The organism is Streptomyces sp. NPDC051563, assembly GCF_044454225.1.
Classification (GTDB): Bacteria; Actinomycetota; Actinomycetes; order Streptomycetales; family Streptomycetaceae; genus Streptomyces.
In genome coordinates this window covers 300,222-326,753 of record NZ_JBITDL010000004.1, presented here as the reverse complement: position 1 = coordinate 326,753, position 26,532 = coordinate 300,222, and the positions used below count along the sequence as shown (strand labels likewise).

Genomic DNA, 26,532 nt, shown 5'->3' with positions numbered 1-26,532 from the left:
AACTCTGGGAGTTCGCCCGTCCGTCGGTGATTCAGCTGGTGGTTGGGCATGTGGTCCTGCACGCGGACCGGCCGGCGGTCCGGCCCGGGGGCGTCAGCCCGCGATGGCCTTGTCGATCGCCGCGGTGAACGCCTCGGGCGTCTGCGGCAGCGGGTCGATCTTCTTGCCGTCCATCTTCAGCGTCGGCGTGCCCGTCACCCCGCTCTTGTCGAAGGTCTTGGACATCTCCAGCGCCCACCGGTCGTACGTGCCGTCCTCGACCGCCTTCTTGAACTCGGCGTTGCCCTTGAGCGCCGGAACCTGGTCCGCGATCGTCAGCAGGGCGTCGTCCTTGGCGAACTTGTCGTCCTTCTCCTCCGGGTGGTTCGCCGCGGAGTAGAGGGCCGTCTTGTACTCCAGGAACGCCTCGGGGCTGACGTTGAGGGCCGCGCCCAGCGCGCTCAGCGCGTTCTTCGAGCCGGTGCCGGGGAAACCCTTGTCCAGGAAGGTGGCGCCGACGTACTGGATCTTGTACTTGCCCGCGTCGAGGTCCGTCTTGAGCTGCGGGCCGACCGTCTGCTCGAAGCTCGCGCAGACCGGGCAGCGCGAGTCCTCGTACAGCTCCAGGGTCTTCTTGGCGTCGGCCTTGCCGATGACCACCGTGGTGCCGTTGTCGCCCGAGGTGTTCTTCGGCGCGACCAGGGGCGCGTCGGCGGCCTTCTCCCAGGCGCTCGGCTGGTTGGACTGGACGACGGCGTAGCCGACGCCCCCGGCCAGGGCGAGGGCGGCCACGACGCCGCCCGCCACGAACACCTGCCGGCGGATCTTGGCCTTCTTGGCCTGCTGCTCGCGCTCGATGCGCAGCTTCTCGCGGGCCGCCGCCTTGTTCGCCTGGCTGTTGCGTGCGCTCATCGTTCTGCTCCGTGGGGTGTGGCTCCGCGGTGGAGCCGGCTGGAAGGGGGGACTGTCCTCGTACGTCAGGCGCGAGCGAACGCGCCGTACGTGCGGGGAGGTCCCCGCCGTCCCACGGAGTGCGCGGGGAAGCGGGTACGGGCCACCGTGCTCCGCGGCGCCGCGAGCCGCGGGCGCCGTACCGGAGCCAGGACCCGCGCCGTGCGGGCCGCGGCCATCCGCAGCGGCCGGAAGGCGCAGGCGGACGCCGCGCGCAGCAGCCGGCCGAGCGCCCGCTCCCCGCGGTGCAGCCACAGGGAGGCGAGCAGTCCGACCGAAACGTGCGCGCCCAGCAGCAGCCAGGGCGCCCAGGGTCCGGGTGCGGCCAGCAGCGCGGCCGGGTCGGCGGCCCCGCCGACCTCGCCCAGCGGCCCGCCCACCGGGGTGCCGCCGCAGAAGTCGGCGAGCCCGATGGCCCGCAGCGGACCCGAGACGGGGCCGCCCGCGGGGCCGTAGCAGAGGTGCTGGCCGGAGGTCAGGACGGTGTCGGCGGCCAGTTCCAGGGGGACGAGCAGCCCGGCGATGTGACCGAGGCCGCGCTCGCGTCCGGCGAGCGCGAAGGCGATCGCGAACACGGCGGCGAAGGCCCCTCCCACCAGGGCGGGAGGCAGCGGTACCCGGGACAGCAGGACGTGCGAGCCGGTCGAGAGCAGCACGACGACCGCGCTGAACAGCGCGGCCCGCAGCCCTCTGAGACCCACCCCGGATATGTCCATCGTCGCGAGTGTGCCATGCGTCCCTGTGAGCGAGGGACCTAGGTCCCTGTCTAGGGGAGGATCCGGCCGTTGCGGAAGAGGTCCACGAAGATCTGGTGGTCGGCGCGGGCCCGGGCGCCGTAGGCGTGCGCGAAGTCCACCAGCAGCTCCGCGAAGCCCTCCTCGTCGGCGGCGATGGCCGCGTCGATGGCCCGCTCGGTGGAGAACGGGACCAGCGTCTGGCCGCTCTCCTGCTCGTCCGCCGCGCCGTGCATGGTCGCCGTGGCCCGGCCCAGGTCGGCGACCACGGCCGCGATCTCCTCCGGGTCGTCCAGGTCCGACCAGTCCAGGTCCACCGCGTACGGGGAGACCTCCGCGACCAGCTGCCCGGCCCCGTCCAGCTCGGTCCAGCCGAGCCACGGGTCGGCGTGCGCCTGCAGGGCCCGCTGGGAGATCACCGTGCGGTGCCCCTCGTGCAGGAAGTACTCGCGCACCGACCGGTCGGTGACGTGCCGGGACACGGCCGGGGTCTGCGCCTGCTTGAGGTAGATCACGACGTCGTTCTCCAGGGCGTCGCTGTGCCCCTCCAGCAGGATGTTGTACGAGGGCAGGCCCGCCGAGCCGATCCCGACGCCCCGGCGGCCCACCACGTCCTTGACCCGGTAGGAGTCCGGGCGGACCAGGGACTCGTCGGGCAGGGTCTCCAGGTACCCGTCGAAGGCGGCGAGCACCTTGTACCGGGTGGCCGCGTCCAGCTCGATGGTGCCGGGGCCGGGGGAGAAGCGGCGCTCGAACTCGCGGATCTCGGTCATCGAGTCGAGGAGCGAGAAGCGGGTGCGGCTGCGGGCGTGGCGCAGGGCGTCCAGCAGCGGGCCCTCGGCGGTGTCCAGGGTGAAGGCGGGCACCTCGTCGTTCTTGGCTCCGGTCGCCAGTGCGTGGATGCGCTCCCGGTAGGCGGCCGCGTAGATCCGTACCAGCTCGCTGATCTGCTCGTCGCTGAGCGCCTTGGTGTAGCCGAGCAGGGCCACGGAGGCGGAGAACCGCTTCAGGTCCCAGGTGAAGGGGCCGACGTAGGCCTCGTCGAAGTCGTTGACGTTGAAGATCAGCCGGCCCTGGGCGTTCATGTAGGTGCCGAAGTTCTCGGCGTGCAGGTCACCGTGGATCCACACCCGGCCGGTGCGCTCGTCCAGGTACGGGCCGCCGTGCCGCTCGCGCTCCAGGTCGGCGTAGAAGAGGCAGGCGGTGCCCCGGTAGAAGGCGAAGGCCGAGGCCGCCATCTTGCGGAACTTGACCCGGAAGGCCGCGGGGTCGGCGGCGATCAGCTCGCCGAAGGCGATGTCGAACACATCGAGTATCTGCTCGGCGCGCTGTTCGTCGGTCGTCTCGGGAACCGCCATGGCGGGTGCCTCCAGGTGGCGCGGTGGATCGGCGTTTTGATCAGACGCAGCGGACACAGGTCCTTGGGTCTGCAACGGATGAAGCTACCCCGCCGTGCCCGGGAACTGTCACTCGGGCCACGTAGGATTCATAGCTGCCGCCCCCTCTCTCCCCGCCCGGAGGCCCCCACCGTGACCAAGACGCCGTTCACGCACTTGCACGTCCACACCCAGTACTCCCTGCTGGACGGTGCCGCGCGGCTGAAGGACATGTTCAACGCGTGCAACGAGATGGGCATGACGCACATCGCCATGTCCGATCACGGCAACCTGCACGGGGCCTATGACTTCTTCCACACGGCGAAGAAGGCCGGGGTCACGCCGATCATCGGCATCGAGGCGTACGTCGCCCCGGAGTCCCGGCGCAACAAGCGCCGCATCCAGTGGGGCCAGCCCCACCAGAAGCGCGACGACGTCTCCGGTTCCGGCGGTTACACCCACAAGACGATCTGGGCGGCGAACTCCACCGGGCTGCACAACCTCTTCCGGCTGTCCTCCGACGCGTACGCCGAGGGCTGGCTCACGAAGTGGCCGCGCATGGACAAGGAGACCATCAGCCAGTGGTCGGAGGGCCTGATCGCCTCCACCGGCTGCCCCTCCGGCGAACTCCAGACCCGACTGCGCCTCGGCCAGTTCGACGAGGCCCTGAAGGCCGCGTCCGAGTACCAGGACATCTTCGGCAAGGACCGGTACTTCCTGGAGCTGATGGACCACGGCATCGAGATCGAGCGCCGGGTCCGCGACGGTCTGCTGGAAGTCGGCAAGAAGCTCGGCATCCCGCCGCTGGTGACGAACGACTCGCACTACACGTACGCGCACGAGTCGGCCGCCCACGACGCCCTGCTGTGCATCCAGACCGGCAAGAACCTCTCCGACCCGGACCGCTTCCGCTTCGACGGCACCGGCTACTACCTGAAGTCCACGGACGAGATGTACGCCGTCGACTCCTCGGACGCCTGGCAGGAGGGGTGCCGCAACACCCTCCTGGTGGCCGAGCAGATCGACACCACCGGCATGTTCGAGGCCAAGAACCTCATGCCGAAGTTCGAGATCCCGGAGGACGGCTACACCGAGATCACCTGGTTCAAGGAGGAAGTGCGGCGCGGCATGGCCCGCCGCTACCCCGGCGGCGTCCCCGAGGACCGGCAGAAGCAGGCCGAGTACGAGCTGGACGTCATCATCCAGATGGGCTTCCCGGGCTACTTCCTCGTCGTCGCCGACTTCATCATGTGGGCCAAGAACCAGGGCATCGCCGTGGGCCCCGGCCGTGGCTCCGCCGCCGGCTCGATCGTCGCCTACGCCATGGGCATCACCGACCTCGACCCGATCACCCACGGCCTGATCTTCGAGCGGTTCCTGAACCCCGAGCGCGTCTCCATGCCCGATGTCGACATCGACTTCGACGAGCGCAGGCGCGTCGAGGTGATCCGGTACGTGACCGACAAGTACGGCGACGACAAGGTCGCCATGATCGGCACGTACGGAAAGATCAAGGCGAAGAACGCCATCAAGGACTCCGCCCGGGTCCTCGGCTACCCGTACGCCATGGGCGACCGCCTCACCAAGGCGATGCCCGCCGACGTCCTCGGCAAGGGCATCGACCTCAACGGCATCACCGACCCCTCGCACCCGCGCTACGGCGAGGCCGGCGAGATCCGGGCGATGTACGAGAACGAGCCGGACGTGAAGAAGGTCATCGACACCGCCCGCGGTGTGGAGGGCCTGGTCCGCCAGATGGGCGTGCACGCGGCCGGCGTGATCATGTCCAGCGAGCCGATCGTCGACCACGCGCCGGTCTGGGTGCGGCACACGGACGGCGTGACCATCACGCAGTGGGACTACCCCCAGTGCGAGTCGCTCGGCCTGATCAAGATGGACTTCCTGGGCCTGCGCAACCTCACGATCATGGACGACGCCGTCAAGATGGTGAAGGCCAACAAGGGGATCGACCTCGATCTCCTGGGCCTGCCGCTCGACGACCCCAAGACCTTCGAACTGCTCGGCCGCGGCGACACCCTCGGCGTGTTCCAGTTCGACGGCGGGCCCATGCGCTCCCTGCTGCGCCTGATGAAGCCCGACAACTTCGAGGACATCTCCGCCGTCTCGGCCCTGTACCGGCCGGGCCCGATGGGCATGAACTCGCACACGAACTACGCCCTGCGCAAGAACAAGCAGCAGGAGATCACCCCGATCCACCCGGAGCTGGAGGAGCCGCTCAGGGAGATCCTCGGCGTCACCTACGGCCTCATCGTGTACCAGGAGCAGGTGCAGAAGGCCGCCCAGATCATCGCCGGGTACTCGCTCGGCGAGGCCGACATCCTGCGCCGCGTGATGGGCAAGAAGAAGCCCGACGAACTGGCGAAGAACTTCGTCATCTTCGAGGCCGGCGCCAAGGAGAAGGGCTTCAGCGACCAGGCGATCAAGGCGCTGTGGGACGTGCTGGTCCCCTTCGCCGGCTACGCCTTCAACAAGGCGCACTCGGCCGCGTACGGCCTGGTCTCCTACTGGACCGCCTACCTCAAGGCCAATTTCCCGGCCGAGTACATGGCGGGCCTGCTCACCTCGGTCAAGGACGACAAGGACAAGTCCGCGATCTACCTGAACGAGTGCCGCCGGATGGGCATCAAGGTGCTCCCGCCGAACGTGAACGAGTCGGAGGCGAACTTCGCCGCCCAGGGCGACGACGTGATCCTCTTCGGCCTCACCGCCGTGCGCAACGTCGGCACCAACGTCGTGGAGTCGATCATCAAGAGCAGGAAGGCGAAGGGGAAGTACTCCTCCTTCCCCGACTTCCTGGACAAGGTCGAGGCCGTCGTCTGCAACAAGCGCACCGTCGAGTCCCTGATCAAGGCCGGCGCCTTCGACGAGATGGGCCACACCCGCAAGGGCCTGGTCGCCCACCACGAACCGATGATCGACAACGTGGTGGCCGTCAAGCGCAAGGAGGCCGAGGGGCAGTTCGACCTCTTCGGCGGAATGGGTGACGAGGACGCGAGCGACGAGCCGGGCTTCGGCCTCGACGTCGAGTTCTCCGACGTCGAGTGGGAGAAGTCCTACCTGCTCGCCCAGGAGCGCGAGATGCTCGGCCTCTACGTCTCCGACCACCCGCTCTTCGGCCTGGAACACGTGCTGTCCGACAAGACCGACGCCGGCATCTCCCAGCTCACCGGCGGGGAGCACGGCGACGGCGCGGTCGTCACCATCGGCGGCATCATCTCGGGCCTCCAGCGCAAGATGACCAAGCAGGGCAACGCCTGGGCAATCGCCACCGTCGAGGACCTGGCCGGCTCCATCGAATGCATGTTCTTCCCCGCGACCTACCAGCTCGTCTCCACCCAGCTGGTCGAGGACACCGTCGTCTTCGTCAAGGGCCGCCTGGACAAGCGCGAGGACGTCCCCCGGCTGGTCGCCATGGAGATGATGGTCCCCGACGTGTCGAACGCCGGCACCAACGCCCCCGTCGTCCTCACCATCCCCACCGTCAAGGTCACCCCGCCGATGGTGACCCGCCTCGGCGAGATCCTGCGCCACCACCAGGGCAACAGCGAGGTGCGGATCAAGCTCCAGGGACCGCGCACCACCACCGTGCTCCGGCTCGACAAGCACCGCGTCAAGCCCGACCCGGCCCTCTTCGGCGACCTCAAGGTGCTCCTCGGCCCGTCCTGCCTGGCCGGCTAGGCGCGCCCCGCCCCCGCTCGCGCTCGCGCGAAGGCCCGCCCCTGTCGACCGGGGCGGGCCTTCGCGCGAGCGGGGGGAGGCGTCAGTTGTGGCCGAACTTCTTTTCCCGCTTCTTGCCGGCCATCTGCAGCGGACTCGGCGCCGCCGAGGTGGAGGGCGCGGGCGCGGATTCCATCGAGGTCTTCGCCGGATCCTGCGAAGCCGAGCGGTCCTGTGACTTGGCGGGCTGCTGGCGGTTCTTGTTCTTGGCCATGGGATGCCTCCGTGGGGGGTGTAGGGGCCAGGGCCGCCTTCACACTCACACAGGGCCGTAAACGGCGCATTTTGGATCATTACCGCGCGTAGTCGGGGCTCCTGCCGGGCAACTCCGGGAGATACGCCACGCCGATGATCGAGTTCCGGCCGTCAAGGCCGTTGCCGTCGGGCAGACTCGGGGAAACCGCGAAAGACCCAGAGGACCCCCAGGGAAGAAGAGGGTGGTACGCGTGGACCGCTGCGTCGTCCTGGTGGACGCCGGCTACCTGCTGGGCGCCGCCGCGAGCCTCCTCGCAGGAGAGCCGTCCCGCTCCCGGATCACCGTCGACCATGCGGCGCTCATCCAGGGCCTGCGCGAGCGGGCCGAAGCCGACACCGAGCAGCCGCTCCTGCGGATCTACTGGTTCGACGGCGCACCCGACCGGGTGCCCCAGCCCGAGCACCGCCGGCTGCGCGTCATGCCCCGGGTCACCGTCCGGCTCGGCGCCCTGACCCGCAGCGACGGCCGCTGGGCCCAGAAGGGCGTCGACGCGGCCATGCACGCCGAGCTCACCGAGCTCGCCCGCAACCGCGCCTGCTCCGACGTCGTACTCGTCACCGGCGACGGAGACCTGCTCCCCGGCCTGATGTCCGCCAAGGAACACGGGGTCGCCGTCCACCTGTGGGCCGTCCAGGCCGCCGACGGGGACTACAACCAGTCCGAGGACCTCGTCGCCGAAGCCGACGAACGCCGCGTCCTGGACCGCACCTGGATCACCCGCGCCGTCCGCGCCCGCGACCTCACCGGACTCTGCGCCCCGGCGCCGGCCCCGCGCCCCGAGATCGCCGCCATCCTCTCCGCGCCGCTGCCCGAGGCCGCCCTCGCCGAGGCCGCCCGCGGCACCGGGACCCGGCCCGCGGCCCCCGTGGAACCCGAGGAGGGCGGCGTACCCGCCACCGCCGCGACCACCGCCAACGGCAAGACCGTCCCGACCCCGAAGGACCTCGCGGGCGCCCTGCGCGCCCCCGGTGCCCCCGCGCCCGCCCCCGGTACCGGCCAGGCCCTCGGCGCGGCCCCCGCGGGCAGCGCCCTGCGCTGGTCCTCCGACAAGGGATGGGTCGACCGCGCCGGACCGCTCGGCGAACCCGCCGAAACCGCCTCGCTGCCCACCCTCGCCCAGCTCACCTCCGCCGAACAGCGCTGGGCCGACCGCGAGGAGGACATCACCACCGTCGGCGGCGACCCCTTCGAGGTCGGCCAGGTGTTCGCCCGGCGCTGGATGGAACGCCTCCCGGAGACCGTGCACCTGCAGAAGCTCGCCACCATGTACCCGCGGATCCCGCACCGGATCGACGGGGAGCTGCTGCGCTACGCCGCCCGCTTCGGACTCCTCGCGCACAAGGACGACCAGATCGACGAGCACGACCGGTACGCCATCCGGGCCGGGTTCTGGCGCGAGATCGACGTACGGGCCGCCGCCGAACACGTGGCGGGGACCGGATCGCCGGCCGGCCCGGCCGCCGCCCCCGGCGCTCCCGCCCCTCCCGCAGCCCCCGTCACGGCCCCCGTCGCGGTGGCGCAGGCGGCCCCGGCAGCCGAGTAGGGCCCGCAACCCCGTAGGCTGCTCCCTCGTGAGTACGGGGACAGCACAGGCGGATACGGACACGGCAAGGGCCGCGGGACCGGCCCCCGACCTGGTCTGCGCGGTACGCGACCTGGTCAAGACGTATCCCGCGGTCCGAGGACGGCGCGGGGCCCCGGCCCTGCCCGAGACCCGTGCCACCGACGGGATCTCCCTTGACGTGCGGCGCGGCGAGATCTTCGGACTGCTCGGTCCCAACGGCGCCGGCAAATCAACCCTGGTCCGCCAGCTCACCGGCCTGCTGCGGCCCGATTCCGGCTCGGTGAGCCTGCTCGGCCACGACCTCGTACGCCACCCCGACCGGTCGGCCCGGCTGCTCTCCTACCTGGGTCAGGAATCCACCGCCCTCGACGAGCTCACGGTCTCACTGGCCGCCGAGACCACCGGCCGGCTGCGCGGCCTCGGCCTGCGCGAGGCGCGGGCCGCCCGGGACTCCGTCCTGGAAGAACTCGGCCTGACCGCGATCGCCGGACGCCCCCTGAAGAAGCTGTCCGGCGGACAGCGGCGCCTCGCCTGCTTCGCCGCCGCACTCGTGGGCGAACGCCCCGTCCTCGTGCTCGACGAACCCACGACCGGCATGGACCCGGTGGCCCGGCGGGCCGTCTGGGCCGCCGTCGACCGCCGCCGCGCCGACAACGGGGCCACCGTGCTGCTGGTCACCCACAACGTCATCGAGGCCGAGACCGTCCTGGACCGGGTCGCCGTCATCGACCAGGGCCGGGTCATCGCCTGCGACACCCCGGCCGGGCTCAAGACCCGGGTCTCCGGCGAGGTCCGCCTCGAACTCGTCTGGCGCGAGTCCGCTCCGCTGGGCTTCCCGGAGGTCGCGGAGCTGCGCGAGCACGCGGTGGAGACGGGGCGGCGCTGGGTGCTGCGGCTCCGGCCCGACGAGGCGCGGGCCGCGGTGGCCGCGGTGACCGGCGGCCCGGCCTTCGCCGCCCTCGACGATTTCACACTGGCCACGCCGAGCCTGGAGGACGTGTACCTGGCGCTGGGCGGGAAGACGAAAGGGCTGGTGAAGTCGTGAGCGACCGTCCGGCAGGCGCCGTCGCGCCGCACGCGGTCCGGCAGCCCGTCCCCGCGCCGCTGGCACCCCGCGCCCGGTTCTTCCCGGCGCTGGCCGCCGTTTACCGGGCCCAGCTGTCCCGCGCACGGGTCGCGCGGATCCCCCTGCTGTTCGTGGCCACCTTCCAGTCCGTCGGCATCATGATCCTCATGCGGGGCGTGGTCGACGGGGGCTCCGAGGCACGGGCCGTCGTCGCCGGTTCCTCCGTGCTCGTCGTCGCCTTCGTCGCGCTGAACCTGCTCGCGCAGTACTTCGGCCAGCTCCGGGCCAGCGGCGGGCTCGACCACTACGCCACCCTGCCCGTGCCGCCCGCCTCCGTGGTGCTGGGCGCAGCCGCCGCCTACGCCTCCTTCACGCTGCCCGGCACCCTGGTGACGGCCGTCTTCGGCAGCGTGCTGTTCGGGCTGCCGATGGGCGGACTGTGGATCCTGGCCGCCGTGGTGCCGCTGGCCGGCGCCGCCCTCGCCGGGCTCGGCGCCGCCCTGGGCCTGCTCGCACCCCGGCAGGAGCTGGCCACCCTCGCCGGACAGCTCGGCATGTCCGCGGCCCTGCTGCTGGGCGTGCTGCCGCCCGAGCGGATGCCGGACGTCATCGTCTGGGCCCGGGACCTGCTGCCGTCCACCTACGGCGTGGAAGCCTTCGCCCGGACCTTCGAGCCGCACCCCGACTGGGCGGCGGTCCTCCTCGACCTCGGCGTGTGCGCGGGGGTGGGCGTGCTGTCCCTCGCCGTCGCGACCTGGGCCTACCGGCGGGCAGCGGTCCGCTGACCGCCGCCGTCGCCGATCGTTAAATCAAACACTTCCTGGCACGATGTGGGGGTGACCGAAGCCGTGACCCCCTATGACAAGCCCGACCAGCCGCCCTCCCAGGCGGCTTCGGCTCCGGACGGGCCCGCGTCCGAGCCCGCCTTCTCCCCGTCCGACATCCGCGACGGGGCCGCCATCGCCCTCGTGACCGGTGTGGCCGGCGTGCTCCTCGGGCTGCTGTGGGTCTGGCTCGCGCCGCGCGTGCAGTACGTCTCCAACGGCGAGGCCGTGTTCCTGCGGGACACCGAGAGCGAAGCGCGCATCGGGGCCGACGGGACCTTCCTGCTGCTGTCCGTCGGATTCGGCGTGCTGAGCGCGGTGGCCGTGTTCCTGTGGCGCCGCGGCGGGGGTGCGGCGCAGGTCGTCGGGCTCGCCGTCGGGTCCGTCTTCGCCGCGCTGGTCGGCTGGCGGGTGGGCCTGTGGCTGGGGCCGTCCTCGGACCTGGTGGCTGTCGCCCGCAAGGCGGGGAAGGGTGTCCCCTTCGACGCCCCGCTGGAGCTGCTCGCGCACGGGGCGCTGCTCGGGTGGCCGATGGCCGCGGTCGTCGTTCACCTCGCGCTGACGGCGCTGTGGGGGACGCGGGATCCGGCGCCGGAGCTCGCGCTCTGGCCTTCGGGGTATTACCAGGCCCCGGCGGGCCCCGCCGACGCTGCGGCCCCTGCGGGCCCCGCCGACCCTGCCGGGTACCCGTCCGCGGACCCGTCCCCCGGTACGGAGCCTCCGCGGCCGTAGGCCCCTGCGGGGCGAAGTCCCCTACCCGCCCTTCGCCCGTTCCCCGGGGCTGCGCCCCGGACCCCCTGGGGCTCCGCCCCAGACCCCGCTCCTCAAACGCCGGAGGGGCTGGATTTTGCCGCTGCGCGGCAAACCAGCCCGCCCCGCGCACATCCAGCCGGACGCCGGGCACATTCAGCCCCTCCGGCGTTTGAGGAGCGGGGTCCGGGCAGCGCCCGGGGAACGGTGGAAGGGCGGGTAGGGGACTTCGCCCCGCAGGGCCGGGGGGCTAGGCCCGGGCGATCGGGGCCAGGGTGGCTGCGGTCAGGGTGGTCAGGGTGGACGGGGCCAGCTCGACCTCCAGGCCGCGGCGGCCCGCCGAGACGCAGAGCGTGGGGAGGGCCGACGCCGAGGCGTCCAGGACCGTGGGGAGGCGCTTGCGCTGGCCCAGCGGGGAGATGCCGCCCAGGACGTAACCCGTGGTGCGCTCGGCCAGCGCCGGATCGGCCATCGCCGCCCGCTTGCCGCCCACCGCCGCGGCCAGGGCCTTCAGGTCGAGGCTGCCGGACACCGGGACCACCGCGACCACCAGCGAGCCGTCCACGTCGGCCAGGAGCGTCTTGAAGACCTGCGCGGAGGAGACCCCGAGGGCCTGCGCGGCCTCCTCGCCGTAGGACGGGTGGGCCGGGTCGTGCTCGTAGGCGTGCACGGTGAACTCGGCGCCGGCCGCCGTCAGGGCCACGATCGCCGGGGTGCCGGCCGGCTTCTTCTTCGCCATGGGTCCTTCGTCAGTTGGGGCTCGTCGGGGCGCGGGTGAGGTCCACGGCCGGGAGCGAGGGGAGGTGGCGGATGACGGCCGTCTCGGAGCGCAGCAGCTTCAGCTCCTCCGCGAGGCGGGTCGCCGTGTCCGGGGCCTGGAGCAGGCGCTGCTTCGCCGGGATGTCCAGCACCGCGGCCGCCGCGACCAGGTACGAGACCACCGACGGCTCGTCGGGGAGGTCCATGCCGGTCAGGGACCGTTCACGGGCTCCCGCCAGCCGCTTCTGGTAGGCGCGGAAGGCCCGCAGCACGCCCTCGGCCAGCGCGCCCGCGCCGTCGCCCGCGTCCTCCGGGAGCTCTTCCAGCTCCGCCACCAGGAACGGTCCGGACGCGTCGACCGACAGCAGCCGGACCCGCACCGTGCCGGTGGCCATCACCTCGAAGCTGCCGTCCTCCCGCTCCCGGATGGAGGCCGCGTCCGCGATGCAGCCCACCCGGTGGAAGGCCTGGACCGGGTCCGCGCCGAAACCGGCGGCCGGGCCGCGCTCGGGCACGGCCGTCTGGTCCGGCAGGCCGGGCGCGGTCGGGGCGACTTCCCGGCCGTCGCGGATCGCGACGACCGCGAAACGGCGGGGCTCGTCCTCGCCCGCCTTCAGCAGCTCGCGCATCATGGCGCGATAACGCTCCTCGAAGATGTTCAGCGGGAGGACGAGTCCCGGGAACAGCACCGAGTTCAGCGGGAAGAGGGGCAGGCGAACGGTGGTCACGAGGCACAGGGTAGTGGCCGTGGCCCGAGGACCGTTATCCCCGCCTCAGGACGCGGGAGGCGCCCGCCGCGACCGTCGTGGCCAGGATCCAGCCCAGGATGACCAGGGCGGCCGTGCCCCACTGCCAGCCGCCGCGCAGAATCCACTGGTCCTGCTGGCCGAGGTCGACCACCGGGAGCAGCAGGTCCAGGGCGAACAGCGCCGGGTTCCAGTCCGGGGCCTCCTCCGCCTTCAGCGGCGGGGGCTCGTGGTGCAGCGTGAACAGCACGGTCCCGGCCGCCCACAGGACGGCCATCCACAGCGCCGCCCGCCCGGGCCGGTAGCCGTAGGCCACCGTCCAGTCCTGGAGGTACCCCCACGCGCGCAGCGCCGTCGGCAGCGTCGCCCGCCGGCGCCGCTGTTTGGCCAGCAGCACCTCGCGGGCGTCCGCGTCCTCCCCGGAGGCCCGCAGGACCGCGGCGAGCCGCTCGTACGGTTCCGGGGAGTACTCGGGGGTGGCCGCCTCGACCCACTCCAGCCGGCGGGCCGGCGGGAAGGGGCCCCGGGGCGCGAGGTTCTCGTAGCGGAAGCCCTCGATGGACAGCCGGCCCGGGCGTTCCGGCCAGCTCGTGGCGGTGTCCACCAGCTTGACCACCTGCGAGCCCGACAGCACCACCCGGCCCCGCTCCGGCCGCTCGCCGACGAACCGCAGCTCCGGGGTGTGGATGCGGCGCAGCGAGACCTCCTGATCCTCCGTGAGGGTGAACCGGGCCCCGTAGAAGTCCACGGCGTCCCCGAAGCGGCCGTCGTCCAGCCGCAGGCCTCCCCGGCACTCGAAGTGCTGCGCGGGCTCGCCCCGCAGCGGGGTGTAGCCCTGCCCGTACGGGGGAGTGGAGGACCCGGGGTCGCCGAAGGGGTAGTCCAGGGCGATGGAGGTCAGGTAGAGGGTGCGCTCGACGGTGAGCTGCGGGGCGTTCAGCGCCCGCTTCCCGGCCGGATTGCTCAGGCGGGCCCCGCGCAGGCTCATCGACACGCCGACCTTGGCGCCGCGCAGGCTCAGCTCCCCGTAGGTCCGGAGCAGCTCGCCCTGGAAGTCCTGCGCGACGGACATCCCGTCGGCGGCCAGGGCCCGCCCCTTGCCGTCGCGCCGCAGCACCGCCTCGCTGATCAGCAGGTCGGTGCCGATCTGCGCGTCGGTCAGCCGGATCCCGCGCGCCACCCGGCAGCGCGGCAGGTGCAGGTCGCCCTCCGTCTGCAGCCGGGCCGCGTCCAGCCGGGGTATCGCGCAGTTGACCAGGCGCAACGTGCCGAAGCGCGTCTCGGAGAGCTGCACCTCGCCGTCGAAGCGGCAGGACTGGAGCTCCACGTACGGGCTGACCGTGCCCCCGGAGAGGTCGAGGCGGCCGGTGATCCGCACGCCGCGCAGCTTCAGGGAGGCCACCCGGCCCGGCACCGGGCCCGGCCCGTGGAGCAGCAGCAGGGCCACCACGGCCGCGCGGACGCTGCGCTCGGGGCCCCAGACCCGGTCGGCGTGCGGATCGTCCCGTCCGGCGGTGCGGGTGCTGAGATCGCAGATGCTGCCGGTCCGGTACGCGTCCCACATGAGCCGTTCGGGGCCGGTGAGACCCTCCGGTTCCCCGTCCGGGCGTGCTTCGGCCATGGCGGCCCCCCTCCGCTCGTGCGCGCGGACGGACGCCGCGCGGCCCCCCGCTCGTTCGCGCGGACGGGCCGCGCTCGTCTGCACGCTAGAGGGCCGCTGTGACACCGGGAAACGTCCGTGGCCTGTATCAGCCAGTGATACGGACGAACGGTGGCCCGAGGCGGTCTGAGAGAATTGCCGCGTGATCTCTCGTATCGACCTGCGCGGCGACACCCTCCCCGAGGGTGGCGCCCTGCGCGATCTGCTGCCCCGTGCCGAGTTCGACGTAGAAGCCGCCCTGGAGAAGGTGCGGCCCATCTGCGAGGACGTCCACCATCGTGGGACGGCGGCGCTGATCGAGTACGCGCGGAAGTTCGACGGGGTCGAGCTGGAGCAGGTCAGGGTCCCCGTCGAGGCGCTGAAGGCCGCCCTCGACGCCCTCGACCCGGCCGTCCGCGCCGCCCTGGAGGAGTCGATCCGGCGCGCCCGGATCGTGCACCGCAACCAGCGCCGCACCGAGCACACCACCCAGGTGGTCCCCGGCGGCACCGTGACCGAGAAGTGGGTTCCGGTGGAGCGCGTGGGGCTGTACGCCCCCGGCGGCCGCTCGGTGTACCCCTCCTCCGTCGTCATGAACGTGGTCCCGGCCCAGGAGGCGGGCGTCGGGTCCATCGCGCTCGCGTCCCCGCCGCAGGCCGATTTCGGCGGGCTGCCGCACCCGACGATCCTCGCCGCGTGCGCGCTGCTCGGGGTCGACGAGGTGTACGCCGTCGGCGGCGCCCAGGCCGTGGCGATGTTCGCGTACGGAACCACCGGCGAGGACGGGTGCGCCCCCGCCAACATGGTGACCGGCCCCGGCAACATCTGGGTCGCCGCCGCCAAGCGCTACTTCACCGGCAGGATCGGCATCGACACCGAGGCCGGCCCGACCGAGATCGCGGTCCTCGCGGACTCCACGGCCGACCCGGTGCACGTCGCCGCCGACCTGATCAGCCAGGCCGAGCACGACCCGCTGGCCGCCGCCGTGCTGGTGACGGACTCCGAGGAGCTCGCCGCCGCCGTCGAGAAGGAGCTGGCGCCGCAGGTCGCGGCCACCAAGCACGTCGAGGACCGGATCAAGCCCGCGCTGGCCGGCCGCCAGTCCGCGATCGTGCTGGTCGACAGCCTGGAGGACGGTCTCAAGGTGGTCGACGCGTACGGCGCCGAGCACCTGGAGATCCAGACCGCCGACGCGGCCGCCTGGGCCGCCCGCGTGCGCAACGCCGGCGCGATCTTCGTCGGCCCGTGGTCCCCGGTCTCGCTCGGCGACTACTGCGCCGGCTCCAACCACGTCCTGCCCACCGGCGGCTGCGCCTGCCACTCCTCGGGCCTGTCCGTGCAGTCCTTCCTGCGCGGCATCCACATCGTCGACTACACGCGCGACGCCCTCGCCGAGGTCACCCACCACGTGGTGACCCTCGCCGAGGCCGAGGACCTGCCCGCGCACGGCGCGGCGCTCAAGGCACGATTCGGTTGGAAGGTTCCCCAGGCATGACCGGCACCATCGGTATCGACGACCTCCCCATCCGGGACGAGCTCCGCGGCAAGACCCCGTACGGCGCCCCGCAGCTGGACGTGCCCGTCCAGCTCAACACCAACGAGAACCCGTACGGGCTCCCCGAGCCGCTCGTCGCGCGCATCGCCGAGCGGGTCGCCGAGGCCGCCCGCACCCTCAACCGGTACCCCGACCGGGACGCGGTCGAGCTGCGCACCGAGCTGGCCGCCTACCTCACCCGGACCGGCAAGCACCCGGTCGCCCTGGAGAACGTCTGGGCCGCCAACGGCTCCAACGAGGTCCTCCAGCAGCTGCTGCAGACCTTCGGCGGCCCCGGCCGCACCGCGATCGGCTTCGAGCCCTCGTACTCGATGCACGCGCTGATCGCGCGCGGCACCGGGACCGAGTGGATCTCCGGGCCGCGCAACGAGGACTTCACCATCGACGTCGAGGCCGCCGAGCAGGCCATCGCCGAGCACGCCCCCGACGTCGTCTTCATCACCTCGCCGAACAACCCCACGGGCACCGCGGTCGGGGCGGAGACGGTCCTGGCCCTCTACGAGGCCGCGCAGGCGGCCAAGCCGTCGCTCGTCATCGTGGACGAGGCCTACGTGGAGTTCAGCCACCGGGACTCGCTGCTGCCGCTGATCGAGGGCCGCCCGAACATGGTGGTCTCCCGGACCATGTCCAAGGCCTTCGGCGCGGCGGGACTGCGCCTGGGCTACCTGGCCGCGCACCCGGCCGTGGTCGACGCCGTACAGCTCGTACGGCTGCCGTACCACCTGTCGGCCGTCACCCAGGCGACCGCGCTGGCCGCCCTGGAGTTCACCGACACCCTGCTCGGCTACGTCGAGCAGCTCAAGGCCGAGCGGGACCGCCTGGTCACCGAGCTGCGGGGGATCGGCTTCGAGGTCACCGACTCCGACTCGAACTTCGTACAGTTCGGCCGGTTCGAGGACTCCCACACCGCCTGGCAGAAGATCCTCGACCAGGGTGTCCTGGTCCGGGACAACGGCGTACCGGGATGGCTGCGGGTCACCGCGGGCACCCCGGCCGAGAACGACGCGTTCCTGGAAGCGGTTCGCGCACTGAAGAAGGAGCAGCACGCATGAGCCGCATCGGACGGGTCGAACGGACCACGAAGGAGACCTCGGTCCTCGTCGAGATAAACCTCGACGGCACGGGCAAGGTCGACGTCTCGACGGGCGTGGGCTTCTACGACCACATGCTCGACCAGCTCGGCCGCCACGGCCTCTTCGACCTCACGGTCAAGACCGAGGGCGACCTGCACATCGACAGCCACCACACCATCGAGGACAGCGCCCTGGCGCTCGGCGCCGCCTTCAAGCAGGCCCTCGGCGACAAGGTCGGCATCTACCGCTTCGGCAACTGCACCGTGCCGCTCGACGAATCCCTCGCCCAGGTGACCGTCGACCTGTCGGGCCGCCCCTACCTCGTGCACACCGAGCCCGAGAACATGGCGCCGATGATCGGCTCGTACGACACCACGATGACCCGGCACATCTTCGAGTCCTTCGTCGCGCAGGCCCAGATCGCCCTGCACATCCACGTGCCGTACGGCCGCAACGCCCACCACATCGTGGAGTGCCAGTTCAAGGCGCTCGCCCGGGCCCTGCGCTACGCCGCCGAGTTCGACCCGCGCGCCGCCGGGATCCTGCCCTCCACGAAGGGCGCCCTCTAGCGTGAACGGGCTCAACTCGATCCTGATCTTCCTCGGCCTGTTCCTGGCCGGTGGCGCCTATTCGTTCAAGAAGCAGAAGATCTCCACGTCCGTCGTCGTCCTGCTCGCCCTCGCCTCCGTGATGTGCCTGCTCGCCGGAGTGCTGCGGATCCAGGGAATTTGGGAGTGAGCGCCTTGACCCCCACCAAGAAGGTCGTCGTCTTCGACTACGGCTTCGGCAACGTCCGCTCCGCCGAGCGCGCCCTCGCGCGCGCCGGCGCGGACGTGGAGATCACCCGCGACTACGACAGGGCCATGGACGCCGACGGACTCCTCGTCCCCGGTGTCGGGGCCTTCTCCGCCTGCATGCAGGGGCTCAAGGACGCCCGCGGCGACTGGATCATCGGCCGCCGGCTGTCCGGGGGCCGTCCCGTCATGGGCATCTGCGTCGGCATGCAGATCCTCTTCGAGCGCGGCATCGAGCACGGCGTGGAGACCGAGGGACTCGACGAGTGGCCCGGCACGGTCGGCCCGCTCCAGGCCCCGATCGTCCCCCACATGGGCTGGAACACCGTGGACGCGCCGGCCGACAGCCAGGCCTTCGCCGGCCTCGACGAGGACGCCCGCTTCTACTTCGTGCACTCCTACGCGGCCCACGACTGGTCGCTGGAAGTCACCAACCCGCTGATCAAGGCACCCAAGGTCACCTGGGCCACGCACGGCGAGCGGTTCGTCGCGGCGGTGGAGAACGGGGCCCTGTGGGCCACCCAGTTCCACCCCGAGAAGTCCGGGGACGCCGGCGCCCAGCTCCTCACCAACTGGATCGAGACCCTGTGATGACGACGTCGAAGAAGCTCGAACTGCTCCCCGCCGTCGACGTCCGCGACGGCCAGGCCGTCCGCCTCGTGCACGGCGTCTCCGGCAGCGAGACCTCCTACGGCTCCCCGCTCCAGGCCGCCCTGGCCTGGCAGTCGGCCGGCGCCGAATGGCTGCACCTGGTCGACCTGGACGCCGCCTTCGGCACCGGTGACAACCGCGCGCTCGTCGCCGAGATCACCGGCGCCATGGACATCAAGGTCGAGCTGTCCGGCGGCATCCGCGACGACGCCTCGCTCGCCGCCGCCCTCGCCACCGGCTGCACCCGCGTCAACCTCGGCACCGCCGCCCTGGAGACTCCCGAGTGGGCCGCCAAGGCCATCGCCGAGCACGGCGACAAGATCGCCGTCGGCCTCGACGTACGCGGCACCACCCTCAAGGGCCGCGGCTGGACCAGCGAGGGCGGGGACCTCTACGAGACCCTCGCGCGCCTGGACTCCGAGGGCTGCGCCCGGTACGTCGTCACCGACATCGGCAAGGACGGCACCCTCACCGGCCCCAACCTGGAGCTGCTGAAGAACGTCTGCGCCGCCACCGACCGGCCCGTCGTGGCCTCCGGCGGCATCTCCTCCCTCGACGACCTGCGCGCACTGGCCGGGCTCGTGGAGGCCGGCGTCGAGGGCGCCATCGTAGGCAAGGCCCTGTACGCCAAGGCGTTCACGCTCGAAGAAGCCCTGAAGGTGGTCTCCGCATGAGTTCCGAGAACAGCTCCACGCACCGTTCCGACGTCCGGCGCATCTCGTCCGGCGGCGCCTACGAGGACGTGCTCGGCTACTCCCGTGCCGTGCAGCTCCCCAACGGACTCGTCCTGGTCTCCGGCTGCACCGGGGCCGACGCGGGCGGCCCGTACGACCAGACGAAGAAGGCCTTCTCCGTGGCCTTCAACGCGCTGGAGCAGGCCGGACTCGGCCCCGAGCACGTGGTCCGCACCCGCCTCTACCTCACGCACGCCCGTGACGTGGAGGAGGTCGGCCGCGCCCACAGCGAGCTCTTCGACACGATCCGCCCCGCCTCCACGCTGATCATCGTCAACGGGTTCGTGGACCCGAGCATGGTCGTCGAGGTGGAGGTCGAGGCCTTCGGCCCGGTCGGGGGAGGCTCGGCATGACCCTCGCCGTACGGGTGATCCCCTGCCTGGACGTGGACAACGGCCGCGTGGTCAAGGGCGTCAACTTCCAGAACCTGCGCGACGCCGGCGACCCCGTCGAGATGGCCAAGCTCTACGACGCCGAAGGCGCCGACGAACTGACCTTCCTCGACATCACCGCGTCCTCCGGGAACCGCGAGACCACCTACGACGTGGTGCGCCGCACCGCCGAGCAGGTCTTCATCCCGCTGACCGTGGGCGGCGGCGTCCGCACCGCGGACGACGTGGACAAACTGCTGCGGGCCGGCGCCGACAAGGTCGGCGTGAACACCGCCGCCATCGCCCGCCCCGAGCTCATCCAGGAGATCGCCGAGCGCTTCGGCCGGCAGGTGCTCGTCCTGTCCGTCGACGCCCGCCGCACCGCCTCCGGTTCCTTCGAGGTCACCACCCACGGCGGCCGGCAGAGCGCCGGGATCGACGCCGTCGAGTGGGCGCACCGGGCGGCCGAGCTGGGCGCCGGGGAAATCCTGTTGAACTCGATGGACGCGGACGGTACCAAGGACGGCTACGACACCGAAATGATCGCGGCCGTGCGCAAGCACGTCACGGTCCCGGTGATCGCCTCGGGCGGCGCGGGCAGGCTCGCGCACTTCCCGCCGGCGATCGCGGCCGGGGCCGACGCGGTGCTCGCGGCGTCGGTCTTCCACTTCGGGGACCTGCGCATCGGGCAGGTCAAGGACGCGCTGAGGGAAGCGGGCCACCCGGTCCGCTGAGGTTCGCTTCGCCCGTGGGGGGCCGGTTCGTGAACGGGAACGTGTGGCGGGACGGCAACGTCCTGCGCTGGCTGGCCGCCTACGGGGCTTCGCTCGTCGGGGACGGGGTCTACTTCCTCGCCCTCGGCTGGGCGGCCGCCCAGACGGCCGGGCCGGCCCAGGTCGGCCTCGTCATGGCGGTCGGCGCGATACCGAGGGCGCTGCTCATGCTCGGCGGCGGGGTGGTCGCCGACCGCTTCGGGCCCCGGCTGGTGGTCATCTCCTCCGACGCCGTGCGGTGCGGCGTCGTGCTCGGCCTGGCGCTCGTCCTCGCCCTCGGCTCCCCGGGCCTGTGGGTCCTGGTGCTCGTCGCGCTGGTCTTCGGCATCGTGGACGCCCTGTTCATGCCGGCCGTCGGCGCACTGCCGCCGCGGATCGCGGGGCCCGGGCAGCTGGTACGGGTCCAGGGGATGCGCAGCCTCGCGGAACGCGTCGGGCACACCGCCGGGCCGCCGGTGGCGGGGCTGGCGATGGGGCTCGGCGGGCCGGCATCGGCCTTCGCGGTGGCCTCGGCGCTGTTCGGGCTCTCGCTGGTGCTGCTGGTGGCGGTACGCATCGCCCCGCTGCCGGCGGCTCCGGACTCCCCGTCCGCGCCCGCTCCTGAGAGTCCCTGGACGCAGCTCCGCTCCGGGCTCGGCTACATCCGGCGGCACGGGCTGATCGGACCCCTGGTCCTGTCCGGGGCGCTGAGCCAGCTGGGCACCTCCGCGCCGATGACGCTGGGGCTGATCCTGGTCTCCGAGGAGCGCGGCTGGGGGCCGGGCGGGGTCGGCTGGATCATCGGCGGGATGGGCGTGGGCGCGGCATCGAGCGCGCTGGTCCTGACCCTGATCCCGAGGTTCCCCCGGGCCGGGGCCATCCAGAACCTCACCCTCATCGTCGGCTCCGCGGGCATCGGCGGCCTCGTACTGGCGCCGAACCTGCCCGTGGCGGTGGGGCTGGCCGTGCTGACGGGGCTCGTCTGCGGGATCTGCGGCGGCCTGGCCATCGCCCTCATCCAGACGGCCACCGACCCCTCGTACCTGGGCCGGGTCAGCTCCGTGATGGCCTTCACCGCGGTCGGCCTGGCCCCCCTCGCCTACCCCGCCTTCGGCTTCGCCGCCGACCTGTGGGGGGTGACCCCGGTCTTCCTGGCCGGGGCGGCGGTGAGCATGGCGGGCGCCATCGTAGGCACCTCGGCCCCCGCGGTCCGCCGCGCGGAACTCGCCCTGGCCTGAGCCTGCCGCCCTGACGCGCCGCACCCCTCCTCGATGCGCCGCCCGCACCGCTGCGCCGGACTCCGTCCCGGTGCGGGTGGTCGGCCCTGCGGGGCGAAGTCCCCTACCCGCCCTTCCCCCGTTCCCCGGGCTCCGCCCGGACCCGTTCCGGGGGCCAGCCCCCGGACCCCCGCTCCTCAAACGCCGGAGGGGCTGATTGTGGCGGCGTCCGGCTGGATGTGCGCGGGGCGGGCTGGTGTGCCGCGCAGCGGCACAATCCAGCCTCGCCGGCGTTTGAGGAGCGGGGTCTGGGGCGGAGCCCCAGAAGGGGTCCGGGCGCAGCCCGGGGAACGGGCGAAGGGCGGGTAGGGGACTTCGCCCCGCAGGGCCCACCCACCCGCACGCGCCCACCGGGCCCGCGCCGGGACGGCGGTGGCGGCGGCCCCGCCCGGCCACCGCCGGACGGAGTCCGGCGCAGCGGTGCGAAGCCCGCGCAGCGGTGCGAGCGGCGCGTCGAGGAGGGGGGGCGGGGCTACATGCCCAGCTGGGCCGTCGTGAGCTTCGCGATGGCCTCCTTCGGGCCGTCGAGCTCCACCGCGGCAGCGGACTGGCGGCCGAAGCAGAACAGGGTCAGTTCCCCCGGCTCGCCGGTCACCGTCACCACCGGCGCACCCTTGTGCGCCACCGCCGTCCGGCCGTCGGGCCGCCGCAGGACCAGGCCCACCGGCGAGCGGCGGCCCGTCAGCCGGGCCAGCTTCTCCAGGCGGGACCAGAGGGAGTCGGCGAAGACCGGGTCCAGGGGGCGCGGGGACCAGTCGGGCTGGGCGCGCCGGACGTCCTCGGCGTGGACGTAGAACTCCACCGCGTTCGCCAGCTCGTCGATCTGCTTCAGCGAGTAGAGGGACATCTTGGGCGGGCCGGTCCGGATCAGCTGGATGAGCTCTTCGTACGGCTTGGCCCCGTACTCCTCCATCACCTTGTCCAGGCGGGGCTTCAGGGCGTTCAGGAGCAGGCCGCCCGCCGCGTCCGGGCGACGTTCCCGGACCACCACGTGCGCGGCGAGCTCGCGCGTCCGCCAGCCTTCGCACAGCGTCGGCGCCTCCGGACCCGCCGACTCCAACAGGTCGGCCAGCAGCAGTCGTTCACGCTTCGCATGGGTAGACATGTCGGCCAGCCTACGGCTGGAACCCGTCCGGTGCCTGCCCATCAGGCGGACAGGGATCCTTGATCGTCCCCCCGGCCCGGCACAATGGCTCCCATGAGTACGTCCTCCCTCGATCCCGCCATCGCCGCCCGCCTCAAGCGCTCCGCGGACGGTCTGGTCCCGGCCATCGCCCAGCAGTACGACACCGGTGAGGTGCTCATGCTCGGCTGGATGGACGACGAGGCCCTCCACCGCACCCTGACCACCGGCCGCTGCACGTACTGGTCGCGCAGCCGTCAGGAGTACTGGGTGAAGGGGGACACGTCCGGCCACTTCCAGCACGTGAAGTCCGTCGCGCTCGACTGCGACGCCGACACCGTGCTCGTCCAGGTGGACCAGGTCGGGGCGGCCTGCCACACCGGTGCCCGTACGTGTTTCGATGCCGACGTCCTGCCCCTGGCCGGTCCCTCCGGCCCCACTGCCGAAGCCGAATAGCCGAAGCCGATCACAAGTAAGGTCCCACGCCATGGATCTTGAGACGTTCCGCAAGCTCGCGGCCGACCGCCGCGTCATCCCCGTCAGCCGCAAGCTGCTGGCGGACGGTGACACGCCCGTCGGGCTCTACCGCAAGCTCGCAGCCGAACGCCCCGGGACGTTCCTCCTGGAGTCCGCCGAGAACGGCCGCTCCTGGTCGCGGTACTCCTTCGTCGGCGTCCGCAGCGCCTCCACCCTCACGGTCCGTGACGGCGAGGCCCACTGGATCGGCACCCCGCCCGTCGGCGTCCCGACCTCCGGCGATCCCCTGGAGGCCCTGCGGCAGACCGTGGAGGCCCTGCACACCCCCCGGGACCTGGCCTCCGGGATGCCGCCCTTCACCGGCGGCATGGTCGGCTACCTCGGCTACGACATCGTGCGCCGCCTGGAGCGCATCGGCGAGCACACCGAGGACGACCTCCAGCTGCCCGAGCTGACGATGCTGCTCACCTCCGACCTGGCGGTCCTGGACCACTGGGACGGCACCGTCCAGCTCATCGCCAACGCCATCAACCACAACGACCTCGCCGCCGGCGTGGACGAGGCGTACGAGGACGCGGTGGCCCGGCTCGACGCCATGGAGGCCGACCTCGCGCGGCCCGCCCCGTACGCGCCGATGCCGCTGCCCGCCTCCGAGCTGCCCGAGTACTCCGCTCTGTGGGGCGGGAGCAAGTACCAGGCGGCCGTCGAGGACGTGAAGGAGCGGATCCGGGCCGGCGAGGCCTTCCAGGTGGTGCCCTCGCAGCGGTTCGAGACCCCGTGCAGCGCCTCCGCGCTCGACGTGTACCGGGTACTGCGGGCCACCAACCCCTCCCCGTACATGTACCTCTTCCGCTTCGAGAACGGCTTCGACGTCGTCGGGTCCAGCCCCGAGGCACTGGTCAAGGTCGAGGACGGGCGGGCCATGGTCCACCCCATCGCCGGCACCCGGCACCGGGGCGCCACCCCGCAGCAGGACAACGAGCTCGCCGACGAACTGCTGGCCGACCCCAAGGAGCGCGCCGAGCACCTCATGCTCGTCGACCTCGGCCGCAACGACCTCGGCCGGGTCTGCGAGCCGGGCTCGGTGGAGGTCGTCGACTTCATGAGCATCGAGCGGTACTCGCACGTCATGCACATCGTCTCCACCGTCACCGGGCGCGTAGCCGAGGGCAAGAGCGCCTTCGACGTGCTCACCGCCTGCTTCCCGGCCGGCACCTTGTCCGGCGCGCCCAAGCCGCGCGCCATGCAGATCATCGAGGAGCTGGAGCCCACCCGCCGAGGGCTCTACGGCGGCTGCGTCGGCTACCTCGACTTCGCCGGGGACTCCGACACCGCCATCGCCATCCGCACCGCGCTGCTGCGCGACGGGAAGGCGTACGTGCAGGCCGGCGCCGGGGTCGTCGCCGACTCGGTGCCCGAGCTGGAGGACGCCGAGTGCCGCAACAAGGCCGCAGCGGTGCTCCGCGCGGTGGCTGCGGCGAACCGCCTCCACGGCGCCTGAGCCGGTAGGGGATAGTGGGGTACGTGAGTGCCGTACCCCCGCCCCGAACCGAACACGCCGATGCCGCCGCCGAGCCCGAGGCCCCCTCGGGCCGCGGCGGCCGCCGCAGCGTGGCCGCCGCCCTGCTGCTCGGCGCGCTCGGCGCCACCGTCGTCCTGCTCGCCTCCGGCCGCGTCTGGGCCCGGGGCGTCGCCGCCATCGGCGGCGGCTCGCTGCCGGTGACCGCAGACGGGCGGGCCGTCACCGGCCTGCCCGCCGCCCTGGCCATCGTCGGGCTCGCCGCCCTGGTCGCCGTCTTCGCCGTACGCGGCAGGAGCCGGCTGCTGGTCTCGGCGCTGCTCGCACTGAGCGGCCTGGGCGCGGGGGCGGCCGCGCTGGCGAACGCGGACGGCAGGCGCGCCCTGGACGCGGAGGCGGCCCGTACGACGGCCGACACCGCGGCCCATGTGGCGGACCTGACCCATACGGCGTGGCCCTACGTCACGGCCGTCGGCGGGGCGCTGATCCTGCTGGCGGGACTGCTCGCGCTGCGCTTCGGGAGCGCCTGGCCCGCCATGGGCGGCCGCTACGAGCGTGACGGCAGCCCGCGTCCCCGCAAGACGGCCGTGGTGGATCCGGACCGGCCGGAGGACCTGTGGAAGGCTCTGGACCGGGGCGAGGACCCCACCGGCCCGGACCCGGCCCGCTGAACCCCGGACCGGACCGCCCGGGACCGCCTGACCGGACCGCCCGGGACCGCCGGACCGGACCGCCCGGACCCCCGGATCCGGCCCCCCTGACCCGGAGCCGACCCCGTGAACGAGGTCGTCGCCCGGTGCGGGACAATGACCATCGAGCGTTCGGCACAGCACCGTTCGACACAGCACGTGCGGCGTGCGACAGAGCACACCCGAGTACGAGGAGCAACTCATGGCGGGCACTAGCCACGGACACACCCCGGCCGCCTGGACCGGTGTCATCATCGCCTTCATCGGTTTCTGCATCTCCGGCGCCTTCATGGTGCTGGCGAACCCGCTGGGCTTCTGGGCGGGTCTCGTCGTCGTCGCCATCGGCGGTGTCGTCGGCCTGGCGATGAAGGCCGCGGGCATGGGCGCGCCGAAGGGCGCGCACCAGGACCTGGCCGAGGTCATCGCCGCGAACCGGGTCGCCGCCAAGGTCTGACCGGGCCGCAGCGGTTGCACGGGTCTTCGAAAGGCGCGGCCCTGTCGGGCTGCGCCTTTTGTCATGAGCGGAGAGAATCAGCGGGTGGACGCCTCCTCTGGAACGACCGATCTCGCGCCGCCTCCCGCGCCCGTCTCCCGGGCCGGCCGGCTGGCGCGTCCGGCGCTCACGCTGGGGGTGGCCGCCGCGGCCCTCGCGTACGTGGGGACCGTGGATCCGAACGAGCCGGGCCACTATCCGGTCTGCCCGCTGTTCCGGCTGACCGGGGTCCTGTGCCCGGGCTGCGGCGGGCTGCGCAGCGCACACGCGTTCGCCCACGGCGATCTCGTGACAGCTATCGGGGCAAATGCACTGGCGGTCGCCGGCTACTTCTTCTTCGCCGGTTTCATGGTCCTGTGGCTGGTTCGCGCCTATCGGGGGGTGCCGGGCCCGAGGCTCGTCGTACGGCCGGTGTACTGGTGGGGGATCGGTGCGGCGGCCCTGGTCTTCTCCGTTGTCCGGAACCTGCCCGTGGGCTCCTTCCTGGCGCCCTGAGGTATAGCTGAAGTAAAGATTCCGGATGTCCATTTAATGGGACGCCGTCAACCGCGTGCGGAGGGCAAGGCGTCCTGCGGATACCATTTGAACTGCTGACCTTGCAGTTGTACGTGTCTGCAAGGCGGCCGACCGTCATCGACCCGG

27 protein-coding genes are annotated in these 26,532 nt (G+C 72.3%); 19 read left to right on the top strand and 8 right to left on the bottom strand.

Going from position 1 to position 26,532, the window contains the following annotated elements:
* Positions 1 to 93: 93 nt before the first annotated feature.
* The 3 genes from ACIA8F_RS07465 to ACIA8F_RS07455 all read right to left on the bottom strand — a co-directional run bounded on the left by ACIA8F_RS07465 (position 94) and on the right by ACIA8F_RS07455 (position 3,022).
* Positions 94 to 891: a DsbA family protein gene (locus ACIA8F_RS07465; protein ID WP_399377284.1), complete on the bottom strand. Its 798-nt coding sequence runs from the start codon at positions 889 to 891 to the stop codon at positions 94 to 96.
* A gap of 65 nt (positions 892 to 956) precedes the next feature.
* Positions 957 to 1,646, bottom strand: coding sequence for a hypothetical protein (locus ACIA8F_RS07460; protein WP_399377283.1), 690 nt, complete (start codon positions 1,644 to 1,646; stop codon positions 957 to 959).
* A 50-nt stretch (positions 1,647 to 1,696) separates the two neighbouring features.
* Positions 1,697 to 3,022, bottom strand: coding sequence for a DUF2252 domain-containing protein (locus tag ACIA8F_RS07455; RefSeq protein ID WP_399377282.1), 1,326 nt, complete (start codon positions 3,020 to 3,022; stop codon positions 1,697 to 1,699).
* A gap of 171 nt (positions 3,023 to 3,193) precedes the next feature.
* Between ACIA8F_RS07455 and dnaE the strand changes: the two genes are divergently transcribed.
* Positions 3,194 to 6,739 (top strand): DNA polymerase III subunit alpha, encoded by a 3,546-nt coding sequence (gene dnaE, locus ACIA8F_RS07450; protein WP_399377281.1) that lies wholly within the window; start codon positions 3,194 to 3,196, stop codon positions 6,737 to 6,739.
* 82 nt (positions 6,740 to 6,821) lie between these two features.
* Here dnaE and ACIA8F_RS07445 read toward each other — a convergent pair whose 3' ends face one another.
* A complete protein-coding gene (locus ACIA8F_RS07445; protein WP_399377280.1) occupies positions 6,822 to 6,992 on the bottom strand; it encodes a hypothetical protein in 171 nt (56 codons plus the stop codon).
* Positions 6,993 to 7,215: 223 nt separating this feature from the next.
* On the opposite strand from ACIA8F_RS07445, the gene ACIA8F_RS07440 reads away from it, so the two are divergent.
* From ACIA8F_RS07440 to ACIA8F_RS07425, 4 genes are read left to right on the top strand one after another with little or no spacing between them, the layout of a single operon-like run.
* Complete coding sequence (locus tag ACIA8F_RS07440; protein WP_399377279.1) at positions 7,216 to 8,577, top strand: NYN domain-containing protein; 1,362 nt, start codon at positions 7,216 to 7,218, stop codon at positions 8,575 to 8,577.
* A gap of 28 nt (positions 8,578 to 8,605) precedes the next feature.
* Positions 8,606 to 9,643: an ABC transporter ATP-binding protein gene (locus ACIA8F_RS07435; RefSeq protein WP_399377278.1), complete on the top strand. Its 1,038-nt coding sequence runs from the start codon at positions 8,606 to 8,608 to the stop codon at positions 9,641 to 9,643.
* Complete coding sequence (locus ACIA8F_RS07430; RefSeq protein WP_399377277.1) at positions 9,640 to 10,449, top strand: ABC transporter permease; 810 nt, start codon at positions 9,640 to 9,642, stop codon at positions 10,447 to 10,449. Before ACIA8F_RS07435 ends, ACIA8F_RS07430 begins: the two co-directional genes overlap by 4 nt.
* A 51-nt stretch (positions 10,450 to 10,500) precedes the next feature.
* Positions 10,501 to 11,220, top strand: a complete 720-nt coding sequence (locus ACIA8F_RS07425; RefSeq protein ID WP_399377276.1) for a hypothetical protein — start codon at positions 10,501 to 10,503, stop codon at positions 11,218 to 11,220.
* 268 nt (positions 11,221 to 11,488) lie between these two features.
* Here ACIA8F_RS07425 and ybaK read toward each other — a convergent pair whose 3' ends face one another.
* From ybaK to ACIA8F_RS07410, 3 genes are read right to left on the bottom strand one after another with little or no spacing between them, the layout of a single operon-like run.
* Positions 11,489 to 11,977: a Cys-tRNA(Pro) deacylase gene (ybaK, locus tag ACIA8F_RS07420; RefSeq protein ID WP_399377275.1), complete on the bottom strand. Its 489-nt coding sequence runs from the start codon at positions 11,975 to 11,977 to the stop codon at positions 11,489 to 11,491.
* A 10-nt stretch (positions 11,978 to 11,987) separates the two neighbouring features.
* Positions 11,988 to 12,725 (bottom strand): LON peptidase substrate-binding domain-containing protein, encoded by a 738-nt coding sequence (locus ACIA8F_RS07415; RefSeq protein ID WP_399377274.1) that lies wholly within the window; start codon positions 12,723 to 12,725, stop codon positions 11,988 to 11,990.
* A 34-nt stretch (positions 12,726 to 12,759) separates the two neighbouring features.
* Positions 12,760 to 14,364, bottom strand: coding sequence for an oxidoreductase (locus tag ACIA8F_RS07410; protein WP_399377273.1), 1,605 nt, complete (start codon positions 14,362 to 14,364; stop codon positions 12,760 to 12,762).
* Positions 14,365 to 14,545: 181 nt separating this feature from the next.
* Here ACIA8F_RS07410 and hisD point away from each other — a divergent pair, with 181 nt between their 5' ends.
* Genes hisD through ACIA8F_RS07365 form a run of 9 tightly spaced genes read left to right on the top strand, consistent with a single transcriptional unit; the run spans position 14,546 to position 21,550 of the window.
* Positions 14,546 to 15,877 (top strand): histidinol dehydrogenase, encoded by a 1,332-nt coding sequence (gene hisD / locus ACIA8F_RS07405; RefSeq protein ID WP_399377272.1) that lies wholly within the window; start codon positions 14,546 to 14,548, stop codon positions 15,875 to 15,877.
* Positions 15,874 to 16,989, top strand: coding sequence for a histidinol-phosphate transaminase (locus tag ACIA8F_RS07400; RefSeq protein WP_399377270.1), 1,116 nt, complete (start codon positions 15,874 to 15,876; stop codon positions 16,987 to 16,989). The genes hisD and ACIA8F_RS07400 overlap by 4 nt, the downstream gene beginning before the upstream one ends.
* Positions 16,986 to 17,579, top strand: coding sequence for an imidazoleglycerol-phosphate dehydratase HisB (hisB, locus tag ACIA8F_RS07395; RefSeq protein WP_215035049.1), 594 nt, complete (start codon positions 16,986 to 16,988; stop codon positions 17,577 to 17,579). The genes ACIA8F_RS07400 and hisB overlap by 4 nt, the downstream gene beginning before the upstream one ends.
* A gap of 1 nt (position 17,580) precedes the next feature.
* Positions 17,581 to 17,748 (top strand): hypothetical protein, encoded by a 168-nt coding sequence (locus tag ACIA8F_RS07390; RefSeq protein ID WP_399377269.1) that lies wholly within the window; start codon positions 17,581 to 17,583, stop codon positions 17,746 to 17,748.
* Positions 17,749 to 17,753: 5 nt separating this feature from the next.
* A complete protein-coding gene (hisH, locus tag ACIA8F_RS07385) occupies positions 17,754 to 18,395 on the top strand; it encodes an imidazole glycerol phosphate synthase subunit HisH (protein WP_399377352.1) in 642 nt (213 codons plus the stop codon).
* Positions 18,395 to 19,129, top strand: a complete 735-nt coding sequence (priA, locus tag ACIA8F_RS07380; protein WP_399377268.1) for a bifunctional 1-(5-phosphoribosyl)-5-((5-phosphoribosylamino)methylideneamino)imidazole-4-carboxamide isomerase/phosphoribosylanthranilate isomerase PriA — start codon at positions 18,395 to 18,397, stop codon at positions 19,127 to 19,129. Before hisH ends, priA begins: the two co-directional genes overlap by 1 nt.
* A complete protein-coding gene (locus ACIA8F_RS07375) occupies positions 19,126 to 19,542 on the top strand; it encodes a RidA family protein (RefSeq protein WP_399377267.1) in 417 nt (138 codons plus the stop codon). Before priA ends, ACIA8F_RS07375 begins: the two co-directional genes overlap by 4 nt.
* Complete coding sequence (gene hisF, locus ACIA8F_RS07370) at positions 19,539 to 20,294, top strand: imidazole glycerol phosphate synthase subunit HisF (protein WP_327307203.1); 756 nt, start codon at positions 19,539 to 19,541, stop codon at positions 20,292 to 20,294. The genes ACIA8F_RS07375 and hisF overlap by 4 nt, the downstream gene beginning before the upstream one ends.
* A gap of 29 nt (positions 20,295 to 20,323) precedes the next feature.
* Positions 20,324 to 21,550, top strand: a complete 1,227-nt coding sequence (locus ACIA8F_RS07365; protein WP_399377265.1) for an MFS transporter — start codon at positions 20,324 to 20,326, stop codon at positions 21,548 to 21,550.
* Positions 21,551 to 22,061: 511 nt separating this feature from the next.
* On the opposite strand, the gene ACIA8F_RS07360 is transcribed toward ACIA8F_RS07365, so the two are convergent.
* Positions 22,062 to 22,694, bottom strand: coding sequence for a TIGR03085 family metal-binding protein (locus ACIA8F_RS07360; RefSeq protein ID WP_399377264.1), 633 nt, complete (start codon positions 22,692 to 22,694; stop codon positions 22,062 to 22,064).
* Positions 22,695 to 22,778: 84 nt separating this feature from the next.
* Here ACIA8F_RS07360 and hisI point away from each other — a divergent pair, with 84 nt between their 5' ends.
* From hisI to ACIA8F_RS07335, 5 genes are all read left to right on the top strand, one after another.
* Entirely contained in the window at positions 22,779 to 23,168 is a 390-nt protein-coding gene (hisI, locus tag ACIA8F_RS07355) for a phosphoribosyl-AMP cyclohydrolase (RefSeq protein WP_243330280.1), read from the top strand.
* 31 nt (positions 23,169 to 23,199) lie between these two features.
* Complete coding sequence (locus ACIA8F_RS07350) at positions 23,200 to 24,690, top strand: anthranilate synthase component I (protein WP_399377263.1); 1,491 nt, start codon at positions 23,200 to 23,202, stop codon at positions 24,688 to 24,690.
* 14 nt (positions 24,691 to 24,704) lie between these two features.
* Complete coding sequence (locus tag ACIA8F_RS07345; protein WP_399377262.1) at positions 24,705 to 25,379, top strand: TIGR02234 family membrane protein; 675 nt, start codon at positions 24,705 to 24,707, stop codon at positions 25,377 to 25,379.
* 220 nt (positions 25,380 to 25,599) lie between these two features.
* Positions 25,600 to 25,851 (top strand): HGxxPAAW family protein, encoded by a 252-nt coding sequence (locus tag ACIA8F_RS07340; protein ID WP_399377261.1) that lies wholly within the window; start codon positions 25,600 to 25,602, stop codon positions 25,849 to 25,851.
* 63 nt (positions 25,852 to 25,914) lie between these two features.
* Entirely contained in the window at positions 25,915 to 26,385 is a 471-nt protein-coding gene (locus tag ACIA8F_RS07335; protein WP_399377260.1) for a DUF2752 domain-containing protein, read from the top strand.
* The last annotated feature ends 147 nt before the right edge of the window (positions 26,386 to 26,532 follow it).